This window comes from Pseudomonas sp. FME51 (assembly GCF_014897305.1).
Genome location: NZ_JABUYN010000001.1, coordinates 75,152 through 93,113, shown reverse-complemented (window position 1 = coordinate 93,113; position 17,962 = coordinate 75,152). Strand labels below are relative to the sequence as shown.

The window sequence follows — 17,962 nt, the reverse complement described above, 5'->3', positions numbered from 1 at the left end:
TAATCACAAAAACGCCGGTGTAAACCGGCGAAATTGAAAAAGGTTATTGAGTGTTGTATCAAGATTCAGTTGATGTTTTCAACTGTTTTTCTTCATTTCTTAACTCTCTGCGTAAAATTTTACCCACATTTGACTTTGGCAACTCATCACGAAACTCAATAATCTTGGGAACTTTATAACCTGTTAAATAGCGACGGCAGTGAGTTTTCACTTCATCTTCTGTCAATGAAGGATCTTTTTTCACGATAAAAATTTTAACTGTCTCACCTGAATTTTTACTCGGTACACCAATTGCCGCGGATTCTAAAACTTTAGGGTGTGCTGTAACGACCTCTTCAACCTCATTGGGATAGACGTTAAAACCTGACACTAAAATCATATCTTTTTTACGATCAATGATACGAATAAAGCCTTCGTCATCCATTGTCGCAATATCACCCGTCGCAACCCAACCATCATGTAAAACCTCATCAGTTGCATCAGGACGGTTCCAATACCCCTTCATGACCTGAGGTCCACGAACCCACATTTCGCCGCCTACAGTACGGTCAACCTCATTACCTTCATCATCCATAAACTTGACGTCCGTTGAAGGTACGGGTAATCCAATACTGCCACTGTATTTTTTTAGATTATACGGATTTCCAGTGACCAGAGGAGAACATTCTGTTAGCCCATAACCTTCTAACAAATGTTTGCCGGTTAATGCTTCCCACTCTTCAGCTACGCTGCGTTGTACAGGCATACCGCCGCCGACAGAAAGATTAAGTTTAGAAAAATCAAGCTGGCGAAACTCTGGATTTTGTAGCCATGCATTGAATAAGGTATTCACACCTGTAATTGCCGTGACAGGGTAACGTGATAATTCCTTAATCGTACCTTTAACATCACGAGGGTTAGTGATCAGTAGGTTTTTACCCCCGACTTCAATAAACAACAGACAGTTAACGGTTAAAGCAAAAACGTGATACAGCGGTAATGCAGTTACCACCAGCTCTTTACCTACATTTAAGGCGGGCACATAAGCGGCTTTGGCTTGTTCAAGATTTGCCAACATATTACGATGCGTTAACATAGCCCCCTTAGCAATTCCTGTTGTACCCCCAGTATATTGTAAGAATGCTAAATCGCCCCCAGTGATCTCCGGTTTGATATATTGCATCCGATAACCAAAATGCATTGCTCGACGAAATGAAATAGCATCAGGCAAATTATATTTAGGCACTAATCGTTTGATATACTTCACAACAAAATCAACTAAGGTTGCTTTTGGGCGTGATAGCTGATCACCCATTCGGGTTAAAATAACGTGTTTAATGCTGGTATTAAAGACGATTTTTTCGAGTGTATGCGCAAAGTTAGAGACAATAACAATAGCACTTGCGCCACTGTCATTTAGCTGATGTTCGAGCTCTCTTGGTGTATAAAGTGGGTTCACATTTATCACAACCATACCTGCGCGAAGAATACCGAAAAGCGCAATAGGATATTGCAATAAATTAGGCATCATTAAGGCAACACGATCGCCTTTTTTTAACCCTAAACCATTTTGCAAGTAAGCGGCGAAAGCACGGCTGCGCTCTTCAAGTTTGCGATAAGTCATGACCTCGCCCATATTGATAAAGGCGGGTTGATCTGCGTAATTTGCGACAGCGTTTTCAAGCATCTCAGCAAGGGATGCAAAACGGTCCGGGTCAATTTCAGCCGGAACATCTGCCGGATAACGTTTAAGCCAGACTTTTTCCAAAGTAGTACTCCTGATTAATCGCACTTCTCGGGTTAATATTATGTTTCATTTTTAACAAAGTATTAACTCATCCTACCAGCACAAACAATTTTCTGTTGTGAAGATGCGAAGTGTGTCACTAAATATTTTATTTTTAGGCTAACAAAAAAGAAGGCGGTAAAAACCGCCCTCTCTTAATTTTTATTCAACTTTAATAACTCTATTAGATAGTTACCTAATATATTATAGGTTTTAATTATACACCGATTCAAACAAATGGAGATAAAATATTATAACGTCATTAAATCAAAACCCCATTTTTTATTCTAAAATGGGTACAACCTGACCTGTTCCGTAAGGATACCCACCGTAACCACCATACCCATGATGATAACCCCAATATGGACCATCACCATAGTAACCCCATGTCATAACAGGTGCTGGCATAATAACTTGTTGTGTCAATGTCCAGCGTTTCATCCCTGTTACATCCATGCGTAAAAATGGATAGTTAGCTTCACCTACCTTGCCGTTTTCGACGCCTTTAATCGTTCCGACCACGGTTACATACTGATTTTTATAATCTGTAGGATCTAAAAAATGCGTGACATTAGCATAGAGGCGACCGACAGAAGGTTGCTGTAACTCAGGTGCTGCATCGTATTGAGAAAGAGGCATAACCGCAATTTCTAGCTGTGTGGATGATTGAAGGTTTTTAACATCAATCACACGTCCGCCAAAACGTCCTTCTTGACCGACATAAAGCTCTGGGGCCACAAAAACACCATTTAGATCAGTGACGGGTGTAGCTGATGTGCCTTTTATTGACTCAGGTATAGAGACGCATCCGGCTAGAAGCAACGCACCAGACAAAAATAGCGCTTTGCTTACCAAACGATAGTTTAATTGTCTGTTCATAAACCACCTCATTGCAAGTCATTATTGACGTTACTCTATAGTGCTATTATAGCCTCACTCTTCGGATTCTAATAGATACTCACACTCTATTCACGCCCAGGTAATTTTTTCCACGTGACTTCATTACGTAAATAGACCGGTTCAGCCTCTTCAACTTTTGTTGCTTTGCCCTCACGCCAAGCGGTAACGGCAAGGGGTAACATATCTTGTGCTGCAGGTAACGTAATTTCAGTGTCAACAATCGTACAAGGTAACGTTTCTTTTAAATCAGGGTAGGCTTGCCAGCCTGTACCTGCAATTGCCCAAGTCCCAGAGGTTGATTGCAATACGTCTACAAATTGTTCTGGTTTCATTACGGCTTCCGTTTCTTCACCAGACCATACACCTGCATCGTCGCACTGATATTGTGCACAATAAATTTCGCCCATACGCGCATCTATTGCAACAAGAACCTGTTTAATACCCGTTGTTCTCAATACGCCTTCGGCCATAGTGGCAAGTGATGAAATTCCTATCATAGGTAATTCAGCACCTAGCGCAATACCTTGTGCAATACCTACGCCAATACGAACCCCAGTAAAACTGCCAGGTCCTCGCCCAAACGCAATTGCATCTAATGATTGCAATGTTAAATTTGCTTCCTGTAAAGCATTTTTAACCATAGGTAAAATCTTTTGTGTATGTTCACGAGGTGAGATTTCAAAACGTGAAGCAACAACACCTTCATTCCAAACTGCAACTGAACAAGATTCTGTTGCAGTATCAATTGCTAAAATTCGCAGTGACACGCCATAACTCCGGCAAATTCGATAATTAAAAGAGAAAGAATAATATCATAATAGTGTTCAACAGAATAAACACACATTCTGTGCGATCGCTATTATGACGCAGATATTTCTTGTGTTTCATCATGCGGTGCGCGTTGGCTCAAAAATTTCATTGTTTTTTCAAGTGAACGAGTACGTGGTGACGGCGGTAAACTACTTAAAAAAACTTCGCCGTAAGCGCGAGAAACCAATCTATCATCACAAACTATAATCGCACCGTAATCCTGTACATCACGGATTAATCGTCCGACACCCTGTTTTAGACTAATAACGGCATCCGGAATTTGTACATCTCGAAAAGCATCTCCACCTCGTAATTCACAATCTTCGATACGTGCTCTTAGTAATGGATCATCAGGGGCAGTAAACGGCAACTTATCAATAATCACACAAGACAGTGCGTCACCACGCACATCGACCCCTTCCCAAAAACTTTGCGTAGCAACTAAAAGTGCATTACCAGATGAGACAAATTTTTGCAGTAACTGTGTTTTACTCATTTCACCTTGCATTAATACAGGTAACGGCAAACTGGCTTTAAATTCTTCAGCAAGCCCGCGCATCATGGCATGCGAGGTACAAAGAAAGAAACAGCGACCTTTATTTTTTAGAATGACTGGCGTTAGCATTTCAGCGAGACGCTTCGCAGTATAGGATTGATTTAACGGGGGGAGATAACGAGGTACACATAATAACGTTTGATGTTGATAATCAAACGGACTGTTTAAAATCAGTGTTGTAGCATTCTCTAAACCCAGCCTATCTGTGTAATAAGACATTTTCTCATTCACAGAGAGTGTTGCTGAAGTAAATACCCAACTACTTTTATGTGCTTTAATCAATTCACGAAATTTATCAGCAACAGAGAGAGGTGTAATGGCTAATAAAAAATGACGACCATAGCTTTCAAACCAATAACTATAGCCAGGTATTGTAGTATCAATTAGGCGTTTTAAGCGATTGCGATAAACGGTAGCACGTTCAAAAGCACTATCAAGTAATTGGCTTCGCCCTAATGAGAGTTTCATTACGTCATAACTCAATTCTAAGGCATCATCCAGTAACGTAAGAAAACGTTTTGTTTCGCCACCTTGCAATAGCTCACGTAAGTTTCCTCGATAGCCTGTTTCACCTAGCACTAGGCGAAAATCCATCACCATTTGCATTAATCTATCAGCACTTTTTTGTAACTGAACTTGATCTCTTACTTCTGTGCGATAAGCAATCGTCATATCTCTTGCAAGATCAAAAAGCTGCCTACTGGTCAGTTGCTGACCAAAGTAATGACTGGCAATATCAGGAATTTGGTGAGCCTCATCAAAGATCATGATTTCTGCTTCAGGGATTAACTCACCAAAGCCCGTGTCTTTAACAACGGTATCCGCCATAAATAAATGGTGATTCACAACAACAATATCCGCATCCATTGCCTTTTTACGTGCACTTAAAACATAACACTCTTTATAACGAGGACAATCACTGCCTAAACAGTTATCGTTAGTGCTCGTCACTAAAGGCCAAACTCGGCTATCTTCAGCAACACTATGACAGCGGCTAACATCACCATCTTCGGTTTGTGTTGACCATTGACGCACGTACATCACATCAGATAAGACTTCAGCGTCAAGATCACCACCGCTAAGCATTTGTTGATCAAGTCGTTCCAAGCAGAGATAGTTAGAACGCCCTTTCAATAAGGCTGTGTTACCTTCATAATTAATCGCTTCAATAATCGTGGGGAGATCACGGCTATATAATTGATCTTGTAAGGCTTTAGAGCCTGTTGAGATAATGGTTTTTTTACCTGAACGCAACGCGGGTACAAGATAGGCATAGGTTTTCCCTGTTCCCGTTCCTGCTTCCGCGATAAGTACGCCCTGCTTGTCAATAATATCCGTTATTGATTTCGCCATTTGTCGTTGAGCTTCACGGGGATGAAATCCAGGGATCGTTCGGGTTAAAATCCCGTTTTCTGCAAAATCGTCTGACACAGGCATACTCTTTTTATAAAATAAGACGTAAATTATGCCAGTGGATAACTAAAAGTACCACCTATGCCGTTAATACAAAGGAGAACTCAATGACAATTAAACGTATCGACCCTGAAGATCGCTGGTCTGAAGCTGTTATTCATAATGACACTATCTATTACACTGCAGTACCCGAAAATTTATCAGGCGATATTATTGAACAAACAGCAGATACATTAGCGGCAATTGATGTTTTATTACAACGAGTGGGTTCTGATAAAACGAAAATTCTTGATGCTACACTTTTTTTAGCAGATAAAGCCGATTTTGAGGGCATGAATAAAGCATGGGATGCTTGGGTTGCTAAAGGCAGCGCCCCTGTTCGTTGTACTGTACAAGCACAATTAATGCACCCTGAATATAAAGTTGAAATTAAAATTATTGCGGCAATGTAAATAAGCTTTATTTAGCACCTATACTTTAGGTGCTAAATTTTTATTTATGAAATTTATTTCAAATCAGGAATTCTATTTTTTATTGTTTCCGCATGACAATTATATATCTTTGCCAATTCAGCATCACTACCTTGAGACGTCACTTTCCCACAAATAAGATCTTTATTTTTTATCCACTGGCGTTGACCTAATAATAAAGCTTTTCTTTGTTCACTACTTAAACTTTGCCATCTATTATTTAATTCAGCATCTGCAGAAAGAAAATCTTGTTTTGCTTGAGAAAGTGAAAGTTGTGGTATTTCTTGCTCTTCTTGTTGCAAGGCTTGTCTTTGACGACGAACTTCTTGTTGTTCTAACGCCTGCTGACGTTGTGATTCTTGTTCTGCTTGTTGATCTAATAATTGTTTTTGACGATTTAATTCTTGCTGTTGGCGAAGTTCTTCTTGTTTCTTTTGTAACTCTTGTTCTTGCTGTTGTTGCAATATTCTTTGTTGTTCTTTAATCGGTTTGACTATAGATAACGTAGAAACAAACGCAGCACCATTTGAAATACTATTTTTTGAGGCAATATTGACAAATACTGTTTTATTATCATCGGTTGGTTGAGCACTATAATCTATTCTCGCAGAGAAAGTATTCGCATTTTGCTCTAATGATAAGGTTTCAAGGGTTTTATCAAGATTACTATTGAATTCAGTACGATAATAATCATGTAATGTTTCATAATTATTGGCAGGTATGGTCATTGACACCATTGCAGAACATGATTTCATCGTACTATTAGGGTCATTCGCTTTAGTCATTATTTCAGACACATTAAAACTAATTTCTTCTAATGTTGTCCGTTTTAATTGATTTGTGACATCAGAATAATGACTTGTCTGGCGAGAGATTTCTTCTAATGTTGTTTTTTTCAATGCCTCAATAAGGGAAATTTGTGTTACATCTGAAGAACAGCCAATAGGTTCCGTTTTTTCACCACACGCTGTTAATAATAAAGGTAAGCATAAAGCGATATATTTCAGTTTCATTGTCATTTTCCGATAATCTCAAGCAATCATATTTTAAAGAAAAAATAGTTAAATATATTTTATATTAAATATATTTAATTTCACTTTATTTAACTGATATCAGAAACACAATTTTGACTCAAAAAATAGAACAATAATATCTTAAGTATAAAACAAAGGGCTGAGTTCAGAAAAACTCGGCCCTTTGTTGTTTTCTAATTTTACTGTGATATTAATCTTATTGCTTTACTTATTCATTACATTAAGTAGATTTAGGCAAATTTAATCATTACCATACCAACCAGTAATAATATAATTCCACCCCATCCTTTATAATTGAGTCTCTGATTAAATAAAATCCAACCGGCGGCGATAGTTGCAATAATACCGAATGCTCCCCAAAGTGCATAAGCAACTGAAAGCTCTATCCCTTTGACTGCCATTGCCAGCGCACTAAAGGCACCTAACACACAAACTAGTGATAATATTCCTAATTTCATTCGGCTAAAGCCGTTAGACATTTTTAAGAATATATTCGCTACGATTTCAAGCACAACCGCCAGTATTAGAAACGCACCATGCCACCATTCAAATTGAGCTAACATAATTAAGCCTCCTTGATATTGGCAGGAATTGGCTTATTCGCTCCTTTTACGGCACTCGCAACGTGCTTGGCTTTACCTGCAATACTTTTCACCGACTCGGTTGTTTTCTTCGCAACTGCCGATTTTTTAGTCCCTGATTTGATGAGCGTGATCCCAGCAATTAACATCGCTAGACCACCTAATTTTAATGGTGAAAGTGATTCACCAAACCACAGAACACTAAATGTCGTAATAATGACAATTCCAATACCTTCCCACAGTGCATATGCTACACCTAATGCCACTTTTTTAACGGCAATGGCTAAAAAGATATAGGAAGTGGCAATCATAAACCACATCACTATCATACCGGTGTAACCACCACTTACACTGGCGTACTTCATCGATAAAGTACCGATAACTTCACAAACAATAGCTAATGCTAAAAATATCCAATAAATCATTTTTTCATCTCTCATACACATTCGAAATACGCCAAAACGTTTCTTGCGCAGAAGATAGAGAAGAGGTAGATAGTCTTTCTGGCGGCAATAAAAGCCGAACGTTAAGGCAACGTCATTTCCTGATTGCGTCAGGAATTAAGGTGAGAGATTTCTATAATGCGCCACACCAGTAGTGTTCGCTGGATAAAATAGCAGAGAGGAATAACTTATAGGTAGAACGTTTAACTTTGACGCTTTTGGCGCTAGTCATGATTGTTTATTCTTTCATCGCACAGACCATCCGCACGATATACTCCGAATCCTCATATAAGATGGTTAAATATTACATGATATTTCTATCACGCCAAATTATTTAAAGCAATGCTTTTGAAGAAAAATTTTTTAGTTAATTGATTGGTTTTGTTTAAGTTTTAGTTTCTAACTAAAATCAGATTGCATAGTTAATCAGTAGTTTTACGATACTTCAGTAGTTTTATTCATCTAAATTGCTGTAATTATGCTTAAAGATATTTAGTTGAGACAAAAACACCCAGCATAACTGGGTGTTTTCTCATGAGAATAAATAATCGACATTAATTATTCAATTTCATTCCAAGAACGACCATCGCGAGTGATCATAGCAACAGAAGCTACTGGGCCCCATGTGCCTGCTTGATATGGTTTAGGTAATTCATTATCACATTCCCATGCATTGATAATTGAATCAACCCATTTCCATGCCTCTTCTACTTCATCGCGACGTACGAACAAGGCTTGAATACCACGCATAGCTTCTAACAATAAACGTTCGTAAGCATCCGCTAAATGTGTTTGATTGAATGTTTCAGAGAAACTTAAGTCCAGCTTTGTCGTTTGTAAACGATGTTTATGATCAAGACCTGGTGCTTTATTCAGTACTTCGATATCAATGCCTTCATCTGGCTGTAAACGGATCGTCAGCTTATTTTGTGGCAACTCTTGATATGTCTCACTAAAGATATTTAATGCTGGTTTTTTAAAATAAACGACGACTTCAGAACATTTGCTTGGTAGACGCTTACCTGTTCTTAAATAGAACGGAACGCCAGCCCAACGCCAGTTATCAATATCAGCGCGGATGGCTACAAAGGTTTCTGTATGACTGGCTTTATTGGCACCCTCTTCATCAAGATAACCCGGTACTTTTTTACCTTGTACAAAACCACCTGTATATTGCCCACGAACCGTTTTCTCACGAATATTCGTATTATCAATACGGCGCAATGAACGTAATACTTTCACTTTCTCTTGGCGAATACTGTCAGCAGTCAAATCAGCCGGTGGCGACATCGCAATCATGGTCAAAATTTGTAACAGGTGATTTTGCACCATATCGCGCATTTGCCCTGCTTGATCAAAATATCCCCAACGTCCTTCAATACCGACTTCTTCAGCAACGGTAATTTGGACATGATCAATCGTTTTATTGTCCCAATTGTTAACAAATAGGGAGTTAGCAAAACGCAATGCTAATAAATTTAAAACTGTTTCTTTGCCTAAATAGTGGTCGATACGATAAATTTGACTCTCTTTAAAGTATTTCGCCACACTATCATTAATAGAAACTGAAGATGCTAAATCTGTGCCTAATGGTTTTTCCATCACGACACGGTTAGGTTCTTTATTTAATTTTGCATGACCTAAGCCCTTGCACATAGCACTAAAGGTACTTGGTGGCATTGCAAAGTAATAAATAGCGGGTAATTTGTCTTGTTTTAGGTGCTTTGATAGCTCAATGAAATGGTCTGTTTCATTAACATCAAGATTACAAAAATCTAAGCGATCACTTAAACGCTGCCAAATTTCAGGATTGATTTCTTCTTTTAAAAAGGTTTGTAGCGCTTCATGGGCAACATTTTTATAGGCCTCAGCATCCCAGTCGGCACGACCAACGCCAATAATACGAGAGTCAGGGTGAATATACCCTGCTTTTTCCAATTGATATAATGATGGAATAAGCTTACGGCGCGCGAGATCCCCTTTCGTGCCGAAGATAACCAGATCACAGGCCTGAGCAGTCGATATCGCTGCCATAGTACGTCTCCTCATGATGAGATTTTGTAATTTTGTTACAGAATTTTGTGTTAATGTACTCTTTTGGGTGTATTCAGTAAATACGCTCGCACATTTTAGTCTCTAACTTATCACACATATTGTAATGCTTCATTTTATGTCTAGTGTTTTATTCTTTCTTGTAACTTTACAACAGTTTTGTTTCTTGTTTTCAGCTTTGAAAGTTAGACACACGTCATACTTTAACGAAAAAAGCCCTGTTTACCGATGGTTTACACTGCAAGCCTTGTTCTATGCGTAGTATATTTTCATAAAACCGTTATAGATTTCTCCTTTTATTGAAATTGGCAAAGCCAAGGATCTGTATATTTGATGAATATATTGGAAAGGGTTCAGTCTAATCTGGACATCTTGAGTAAATCAGAAAAAAAAGTGGCAGAGGCTGTTTTAACTGCACCACAAACTGTTATCCACTCTAGTATTGCCTTGATGGCGAAAACAGCTGATGTCAGCGAACCCACTGTTAATCGTTTTTGCCGTCGTATGGCAACAAAAGGATTTCCTGATTTTAAATTACAATTAGCACAAAGCATTGCCAATGGCACACCTTATGTAAATCGTAATATCGATGATTCTGATACTGTTTCTTCTTATACCAATAAAATTTTTGAATCCGCCATGGCAGGATTAGAAAATGCTAAAAATAATATTGATATCGCTGTCATTAATCGCGCGGTTGATATTTTAACACAAGCAAAAAAAATCTCTTTCTTCGGCTTAGGTGCATCTGCTGCAGTGGCTCACGATGCCATGAATAAGTTTTCTCGTTTTAATATTCCGGTGACTTATTTTGATGATGTAGTGATGCAAAGAATGAGTTGTATCAATAGTACAGATGGTGATGTAGTGGTGATTATCTCACATACTGGGCGTACTAAAAATTTAGTCGAAATAGCTAAAATCGCACGCGAAAATGATGCTGCGGTTATTGCGATAACAACTCCGGGTTCGTTGTTAGCATCTGAAGCGACCTTATCAATCTTACTCGACGTCCCCGAAGATACTGATATTTACATGCCGATGATTTCCCGCCTTGCACAACTCACCGTCATTGATGTTCTTGCGACAGGATTTATTTTACGCCGAGGTCCTAAATTCAGAGATAACTTGAAGCGCGTCAAAGAAGCATTACGTGATTCACGGTTTGATAAGTAATCGTTTTTAATTATTCTGTTAGTATTGTCACACTTCCTATTGTGCCCTTGACTAGATAACTTTTTGAAAAATGGTAGCATATCTGCGAGCTAACTCTCGCATATAATGAAAACAGTAGTGTATGTTACAATTAGCTTGAAGCGTTTCACTTAACATATTGGATAAAATATTGCCTTTTCCCTATTTTATCCAATAGCCAACACCTTTCGTTCAAGGTCAACGGAGTAATACATGTCCAGACGGCTCAGAAGAACAAAAATTGTTACCACCTTAGGCCCAGCAACAGATCGTGATAATAACTTAGAAAAAATTATTATTGCTGGCGCAAACGTTGTTCGATTAAATTTCTCTCATGGTTCTGCGGAAGATCATCTTGCTCGCGCTAATCGTACGCGTGAAATTGCAGCAAAACTTGGTCGCCATGTTGCTATTCTTGGGGATTTACAAGGCCCTAAAATCCGTGTTTCTACGTTTAAAGACGGAAAAGTTTTCCTAAATGTCGGTGATAAATTCTTACTTGATGCCAATTTAGAAAAAGGCGAAGGTAATCAAACTCAAGTCGGTATTGATTATAAAGGTTTGCCTGCCGATGTTGTTCCGGGTGATATTTTACTGCTTGATGATGGTCGCGTTCAATTAAAAGTACTCAAAGTTGACGGACTAAAAGTTTTTACTGAAGTCACTGTGGGTGGCCCTTTATCCAATAATAAAGGTATTAATAAATTAGGCGGAGGTCTCTCTGCTGATGCGTTAACCGAAAAAGATAAGCAAGATATTATTACAGCAGCAAAAATTGGCGTTGATTATCTAGCGGTCTCATTCCCAAGAACAGGTGAAGATCTAAACCTTGCTCGCCGTTTAGCACGCGATGCGGGCTGTGAATGTCAAATCGTATCTAAAGTCGAGCGTGCCGAAGCGGTTGCTAATGATGAAATTATCGATGAAATCATTCTTGCTTCTGATGTCGTGATGGTCGCTCGTGGTGACTTAGGCGTTGAAATTGGTGATCCAGAGCTTGTTGGTGTCCAGAAAAAACTTATTCGCCGTGCTCGCCAGCTTAATCGTGTCGTTATCACTGCAACTCAAATGATGGAGTCAATGATAACAAACCCAATGCCAACACGTGCAGAGGTTATGGACGTAGCTAACGCCGTATTAGATGGTACGGATGCCGTTATGCTTTCAGCAGAAACCGCAGCAGGCCAGTATCCAGCTGAAACAGTTGCTTCAATGGCTCAAGTCTGTTTAGGCGCTGAGAAAATGCCAGCCGCCAATATCTCTAAACACCGCTTAGATATGGTGTTTGATACTGTGGAAGAAGCTATTGCAATGTCCACCATGTATGCAGCCAACCATATGAAAGGTGTTAATGCGATTATCGCTATGACAGAATCAGGGCGTACAGCACGCATGATGTCTCGCATTAGCACGGGTTTACCTATTTTCTCTATGTCTCGTCATGAGAAAACACTCAACCAAACTGCACTTTACCGTGGTGTGACACCTGTTTTTTGCAGCACTCACACGGATGGCATCGCAGCCGCTAATGAAGCGATTGGGCGTTTACGTGATAAAGGTTTCTTAGTGTCTGGTGATTTAGTGTTAGTGACTCAAGGTGACCAAATGGGCACAGTAGGCAGTACCAACACCTGTCGTATTCTGACTGTTGAATAAGCTATTTTTGTAAATGTTAATAGCAAAACGGGCACTTAATTAAGTGCCCGTTTTTTATATCGGCTTATCAATTTATCGCTGACTAATCCAAGATATTCTCACGCGCGTAAGGCTCTATTTCACCCTCTTTACGTGTTTTCAATAATTTTAAGATCCACGTATATTGTTCTGGCGTTGGCGTGACTAACGCTTCTAGCTCTTCATTCATTCTGCGTGCAATGTAAGCATCATCTTTACCTTCAATATCATCCATTGGCTCACGAATAATAATAGTCAATTGATGTGTTTTATGACAATACACTGGAAATAAAGGCACAATAGCCGCTCGGCATACTTTCATTAAACGCCCAATGGCAGGTAATGTCGCTTTATAGGTGCCAAAAAAATCGACAAATTGGCTATGCTCAGCACCGTGATCTTGATCGGGTAAATAATATCCCCAAAAGCCTTGTCGTACAGAAGAAATAAATGGCTTAATGCCTGCTTCGCGTGAATGCAATCGTCCATCAAAATGATGTCGTGCTTTATTCCATAAATAATCAGCAACAGGATCTTTTTGGTGATGGAACATGGCCGCCATTTGCTGGCCTTTTGCTGCTAATAGCATTGCAGGAATATCAACAGCCCAACCATGGGGCACCATAAAAATGACATTACGGCCTTGTTCTTTAAAACGTTCAATAATCTCTAAGCCCTGCCAGTTTGTCCGTTTTAATATGCGGTCAGGCCCTCTTAAGCAAAGTTCAGCTAACATGGCAAAAGATTGGGGTGCAATTTCAAACATGCCATCAAGTACACTTTCACGTTGTGTTTTATCCCACTGAGGGAAACAGTATCTTAAGTTGATATCTGCACGACGTCTTGCGCTTTTCGCTTTACGCCCAACAAAACGACCAATAGAAGCAAGAAATGGATCACGCCATTTGACTGGCATATAAGCCAATGCACTTAAAACACCTGCACCTAACCATGTTCCCCAGTGACGAGGATGCAAATACGCACGGTGGAAAGTGGGCACATAACCCGCTTTGCTATCTGTATCTTTTTCTTTATTCATCAGATAACTCTCTGAACTGACACCCCTAATAGGCGTAAAAAACGTTAAAACAAAAGCGGATGATATCAATCATCCGCTTTTATGTCTTTAAATTCGTGTTTACTGTCAATCGGCTAGCACTAATTGAGGCTTGATTTCTTTGACTTTAGCTAAGTATTCTTGCTTATCTTTGCCTGTTAAACCGTCAGCACGAGGTAATGTTGCCGTTAATGGATTAACAGCTTGTTGGTTGATCCACATCTCATAGTGTAAATGAGGCCCTGTAGAACGTCCTGTATTGCCTGATAAGGCTATTCTGTCACCACGTTTAACACGTTGCCCTGGCTTTACCAATAACTGACGTAAATGCATATAGCGTGTGGTGTATTGGCTACCATGGCGAATCGCGATAAAGTTACCAGCCGCGCCACTGTATTTTGCCACAATCACTTCGCCATCCCCTGTTGCTAATACTGGAGTCCCTACTGGCATGGCAAAATCGACACCTTTATGAGCAGCTAAACGTCCTGTAACAGGGTTAATACGACGGGGGTTAAATTGAGATGAAACTCTAAACTGTTTTACCGTTGGAAAACGCATAAAACCGCGCTCTAATCCCCCAGCTTGGCTGTCATAGAAACGACCATCCTCAGCAAGGAAAGCATAGTAATCTTTGCCCGCGCTACGTAAGCGCACACCGATTAACTCACTTTGTTCGGTACGACCATCAAGCACTTCACGAGAAAACAGTGCTGCAAATTGATCACCGCTTTGTAATTTTTTAAAATCAACTTGCCATTGTAATGCTTTGGTAACTGCGCGTGCTTCAGAATTGGTTAATCCAGCATTTGTTGCACTAACAGAAAAACTGCCACGAATAACACCTGTGGTCACACTGTTTTTCCATTCCCCTTTTTGGAATTCTTTTGATTCTTTAAAACCTGTTTCTGTGCGGGTATAAACGCGGGTTTCACGGCGAGAAACACCCCAACTTAATTCTTGCAATAACCCATTATCATCAAGTTCCCAGCTAATAGGTTGCCCTATTTTTAGGTTTCTGAGATCTTTATTTTGATTAGAGATAGTTGCAATATCAGCAGAATCGATACCAAACTGAGTCAGTATTGAACTTAATGAATCACCACTAGAAACAATATAAGTATGAGGAACTTGTGCAACTGCAGTGCTCGTATCAGTGCCATCATCAGCATCGACCAAGCCTTCAGTAGTCAGTTGATCGCTACTGTCAGTGATAATGTCATCCGTATTTTCACCTTGATTAACGAGTGGCATTTGAATACTGACAGGAACTTCACGGCCTTGCTCATTTTGAAGTACCACAGGCCGCCAAATTGCGACGGCCAATGTTGCTGCAGTTAACGAACCAAGCATAATTTTATGTGGGAGTGGTAAACTTAAGTATACCTGTGCAATGGATTTCTTCTGCTGCACGTTCTTAATTCCTTATTGTGTTTCATTCAGGCAGCTCGCATATTGGTTAGCTAGTTGAGTAAGGAATTTCACATAGCTCTCTTGAGTTAGAGCAATCCCACTTCCTAGGGGGTCTAATACACCCATTTTAACCCCAGTGCCTTTCGCCACTGTCTCTATTACCGTCGGCCTAAATTGTGGCTCAGCAAAAATGCAGGTTGCTTTTTGCTCAACCAACTGTGTTCGTATTTGATGTAATTTCTGTGCGCCTGGTTGTATTTCAGGATTGATCGTAAAGTGACCTAATGGCTTTAAATTATAATGGTTTTCGAAGTAGCCATAAGCATCATGAAAGACAAAATAACCCTTACTTCTAGCAGGCGACAGAATATTAACAAGATTCTTATCAGTTTGCTTGAGTTGTTCGCTGAATTTACTTAGGTTTACGTCCAGAAGTGCTTTTTTATCTGGATAAAGTGCAATTAACCTTTCATGGATCAGTTTTGCAGACGACAACGCAATCTCTGGTGATAACCAGATGTGCATATTATAATCACCGTGAGAATGATGTTCGTGATTTTCCTCATATTTATACACATTGTCATCCCCCTCTTTTAATAAAAGTGACTTTATTTCGTCAGTTTCCGCTAAAGCCAACTTATGATTGTCAGTAAGTCTGTTTAATGGCCTATCTAAAAACACTTCCATATCAGGCCCGACCCATACCATCAGATCGGCAGAGGTGATCTTTTTCAAATCAGAGGGTTTTAACGCATAATCATGTGGAGAAGCGCCATCTGGCAATAAAACGTCTGTTGGTGTCACTCCATCTGCAATAGCCGCTGCGATAAAACCAATAGGCCGAATAGAAGCGACCACATCTGCCTGAACTGAAGCACTGAATGTGGTTATCATCGCTGTCGCTAAAAATGATTTCAATAAAAAACGATGCGCAAATTTGTTGTTTTTATGTAACATTGGAAGAATTCTCGTGAATCATCATTGGAAATGTTATATTATAACGTTTCAATGATTCTGCAAGTGCTAATTTTATGTCTGACTTGATTTGTTTAAAATCGGTTTGTGTTTCTTTTGGTCAAAGAGAAATTTTAAAAGATATCTCTTTTGATTTAAATGCAGGCCGTATTCTCACCTTACTTGGCCCCAATGGTGCAGGTAAATCTACGGTTATCCGTTTGGTGCTTGGTTTATTAAATCCAACCTCAGGAAAAGTAGAACGTCAACACGGGCTACGGGTTGGCTATGTACCCCAAAAGCTTTATCTCGATCCCACAATGCCATTAACAGTTAAACGCTTTATGACACTAAAACCGGGTGTGCAAGATAAAGATATTCTTCCTGCCTTAGAGCGAGTAAATGCGGCTAAATTAATTCATCAGCCTATGCAGAAACTTTCTGGCGGTGAATCTCAACGTGTATTGTTAGCAAGGGCATTACTTAATCGCCCTCAACTTTTAGTGTTAGATGAACCAACTCAAGGTGTTGATGTCAATGGTCAACTTGCTCTTTATGATTTAATTAATCAACTTCGCCATGAGTTAGGCTGTGCCATTTTAATGGTTTCCCATGATCTTCATTTGGTGATGGCAAAAACAGATGAAGTCCTCTGTTTAAATGGTCATATTTGCTGTTCCGGTACGCCTGATGTAGTTTCTTCTCATCCGGAATTTATTGCTATGTTTGGTAGTCGTGGTGCTGAGCAACTCGGTATTTATCGTCATCATCATCAACACAGTAAGGAGTGCCGTCATGATTGAGTTGCTATTACCAGGCTGGATTGCGGGTATGCTCTTAGCAACAGCGGCAGGCCCTTTAGGTTCTTTTGTCGTTTGGCGTCGTATGTCTTATTTTGGCGATACATTAGCGCATGCCTCATTACTTGGGGTAGCTTTCGGGTTGCTCTTTAATATCGAACCTTTCTATGCTGTTATCATTGTCACCCTGCTGTTAGCCATTTTATTAGTATGGTTAGAACTAAAACCACAACTGTCTGTTGATACCCTATTAGGGATCATGGCACACAGCGCCCTTTCTTTAGGGCTTGTCGTTGTCAGTTTAATGTCCAATGTTCGCGTTGATCTTATGGCATATTTATTTGGTGACTTACTTTCGGTTAACTACCAAGATGTTATCAGTATTTTTATTGGCGTCGTCATTGTCTTATTTGTAATTATTCGTTCATGGCGTCCATTGCTTTCTATGACTATTAATCAAGATATGGCTTTTGTTGATGGTGTTAATATTCAACGTGAACGCTTGAAATTAATGATGATCACCGCATTAACCATTGGGTTAGCAATGAAATTTGTGGGCGCGTTGATTATTACTTCTCTGCTAATTATTCCCGCAGCGACAGCTCGCCGCTTTGCCCGCTCACCTGAACAAATGGCGATTATTGCAATTGTGGTTGGTATGTTTGCAATTACAGGGGGATTAACCTTCTCAGCACTTTACGATACCCCAGCTGGCCCTTCAGTTGTATTGGCGGCTAGCTGTTTATTTATCTTGAGTCTATTTGCTCCTGCTAAACAATAATTTGGGTAAATTACGCCTTAATACAAAAATAACCCTTGAGGTGATTACGCCATCAAGGGTTATTT

15 protein-coding genes and 1 pseudogene are annotated in these 17,962 nt (G+C 39.6%); 5 read left to right on the top strand and 11 right to left on the bottom strand.

Annotated elements, in window-relative coordinates:
• Positions 1-58 precede the first annotated feature (58 nt).
• The 4 genes from fadD to INT39_RS00445 form a co-directional block, all read right to left on the bottom strand.
• Positions 59-1,747, bottom strand: a complete 1,689-nt coding sequence (gene fadD, locus INT39_RS00460) for a long-chain-fatty-acid--CoA ligase FadD (protein WP_193016556.1) — start codon at positions 1,745-1,747, stop codon at positions 59-61.
• 300 nt (positions 1,748-2,047) lie between these two features.
• A complete protein-coding gene (locus INT39_RS00455; protein WP_193016555.1) occupies positions 2,048-2,644 on the bottom strand; it encodes a Slp family lipoprotein in 597 nt (198 codons plus the stop codon).
• An 86-nt stretch (positions 2,645-2,730) separates the two neighbouring features.
• Positions 2,731-3,432: a tRNA (adenosine(37)-N6)-threonylcarbamoyltransferase complex dimerization subunit type 1 TsaB gene (tsaB, locus tag INT39_RS00450; RefSeq protein ID WP_193016554.1), complete on the bottom strand. Its 702-nt coding sequence runs from the start codon at positions 3,430-3,432 to the stop codon at positions 2,731-2,733.
• 92 nt (positions 3,433-3,524) lie between these two features.
• On the bottom strand, positions 3,525-5,462 hold the full coding sequence (locus tag INT39_RS00445; RefSeq protein WP_319021302.1) for an ATP-dependent DNA helicase: 1,938 nt from the start codon (positions 5,460-5,462) through the stop codon (positions 3,525-3,527).
• An 89-nt stretch (positions 5,463-5,551) separates the two neighbouring features.
• Here INT39_RS00445 and INT39_RS00440 point away from each other — a divergent pair, with 89 nt between their 5' ends.
• Positions 5,552-5,896 carry a RidA family protein gene (locus INT39_RS00440; RefSeq protein ID WP_193016552.1) on the top strand — a complete coding sequence of 115 codons (345 nt, stop codon included), beginning with the start codon at positions 5,552-5,554 and terminating at the stop codon, positions 5,894-5,896.
• A gap of 53 nt (positions 5,897-5,949) precedes the next feature.
• Here INT39_RS00440 and INT39_RS00435 read toward each other — a convergent pair whose 3' ends face one another.
• The 4 genes and pseudogenes from INT39_RS00435 to zwf form a co-directional block, all read right to left on the bottom strand.
• Positions 5,950-6,927 carry a lysozyme inhibitor LprI family protein gene (locus INT39_RS00435; RefSeq protein ID WP_193016551.1) on the bottom strand — a complete coding sequence of 326 codons (978 nt, stop codon included), beginning with the start codon at positions 6,925-6,927 and terminating at the stop codon, positions 5,950-5,952.
• 251 nt (positions 6,928-7,178) lie between these two features.
• A complete protein-coding gene (gene mdtI / locus INT39_RS00430; RefSeq protein ID WP_193016550.1) occupies positions 7,179-7,511 on the bottom strand; it encodes a multidrug/spermidine efflux SMR transporter subunit MdtI in 333 nt (110 codons plus the stop codon).
• Positions 7,512-7,618: 107 nt separating this feature from the next.
• A pseudogene (gene mdtJ, locus INT39_RS00425) lies at positions 7,619-7,954 on the bottom strand (multidrug/spermidine efflux SMR transporter subunit MdtJ); the annotation flags it as partial.
• A 576-nt stretch (positions 7,955-8,530) separates the two neighbouring features.
• Positions 8,531-10,006 (bottom strand): glucose-6-phosphate dehydrogenase, encoded by a 1,476-nt coding sequence (gene zwf / locus INT39_RS00420; protein ID WP_193016548.1) that lies wholly within the window; start codon positions 10,004-10,006, stop codon positions 8,531-8,533.
• A 351-nt stretch (positions 10,007-10,357) separates the two neighbouring features.
• Between zwf and INT39_RS00415 the strand changes: the two genes are divergently transcribed.
• The gene (locus tag INT39_RS00415; RefSeq protein ID WP_193016547.1) at positions 10,358-11,200 is read left to right on the top strand and encodes a MurR/RpiR family transcriptional regulator; all 843 of its coding nucleotides are present in this window, start codon (positions 10,358-10,360) and stop codon (positions 11,198-11,200) included.
• A 231-nt stretch (positions 11,201-11,431) separates the two neighbouring features.
• Positions 11,432-12,874, top strand: coding sequence for a pyruvate kinase (pyk, locus tag INT39_RS00410; RefSeq protein ID WP_193016546.1), 1,443 nt, complete (start codon positions 11,432-11,434; stop codon positions 12,872-12,874).
• A gap of 82 nt (positions 12,875-12,956) precedes the next feature.
• Here pyk and lpxM read toward each other — a convergent pair whose 3' ends face one another.
• The 3 genes from lpxM to znuA all read right to left on the bottom strand — a co-directional run bounded on the left by lpxM (position 12,957) and on the right by znuA (position 16,319).
• Positions 12,957-13,931, bottom strand: a complete 975-nt coding sequence (lpxM, locus tag INT39_RS00405) for a lauroyl-Kdo(2)-lipid IV(A) myristoyltransferase (RefSeq protein WP_193016545.1) — start codon at positions 13,929-13,931, stop codon at positions 12,957-12,959.
• A 105-nt stretch (positions 13,932-14,036) separates the two neighbouring features.
• The gene (gene mepM, locus INT39_RS00400) at positions 14,037-15,362 is read right to left on the bottom strand and encodes a murein DD-endopeptidase MepM (protein WP_193016544.1); all 1,326 of its coding nucleotides are present in this window, start codon (positions 15,360-15,362) and stop codon (positions 14,037-14,039) included.
• 12 nt (positions 15,363-15,374) lie between these two features.
• Entirely contained in the window at positions 15,375-16,319 is a 945-nt protein-coding gene (gene znuA, locus INT39_RS00395) for a zinc ABC transporter substrate-binding protein ZnuA (protein WP_193016543.1), read from the bottom strand.
• A gap of 74 nt (positions 16,320-16,393) precedes the next feature.
• Between znuA and znuC the strand changes: the two genes are divergently transcribed.
• Both znuC and znuB read left to right on the top strand, forming a co-directional pair.
• Positions 16,394-17,119 carry a zinc ABC transporter ATP-binding protein ZnuC gene (znuC, locus tag INT39_RS00390; RefSeq protein WP_193016542.1) on the top strand — a complete coding sequence of 242 codons (726 nt, stop codon included), beginning with the start codon at positions 16,394-16,396 and terminating at the stop codon, positions 17,117-17,119.
• The gene (znuB, locus tag INT39_RS00385; RefSeq protein ID WP_193016541.1) at positions 17,112-17,897 is read left to right on the top strand and encodes a zinc ABC transporter permease subunit ZnuB; all 786 of its coding nucleotides are present in this window, start codon (positions 17,112-17,114) and stop codon (positions 17,895-17,897) included. The genes znuC and znuB overlap by 8 nt, the downstream gene beginning before the upstream one ends.
• The last annotated feature ends 65 nt before the right edge of the window (positions 17,898-17,962 follow it).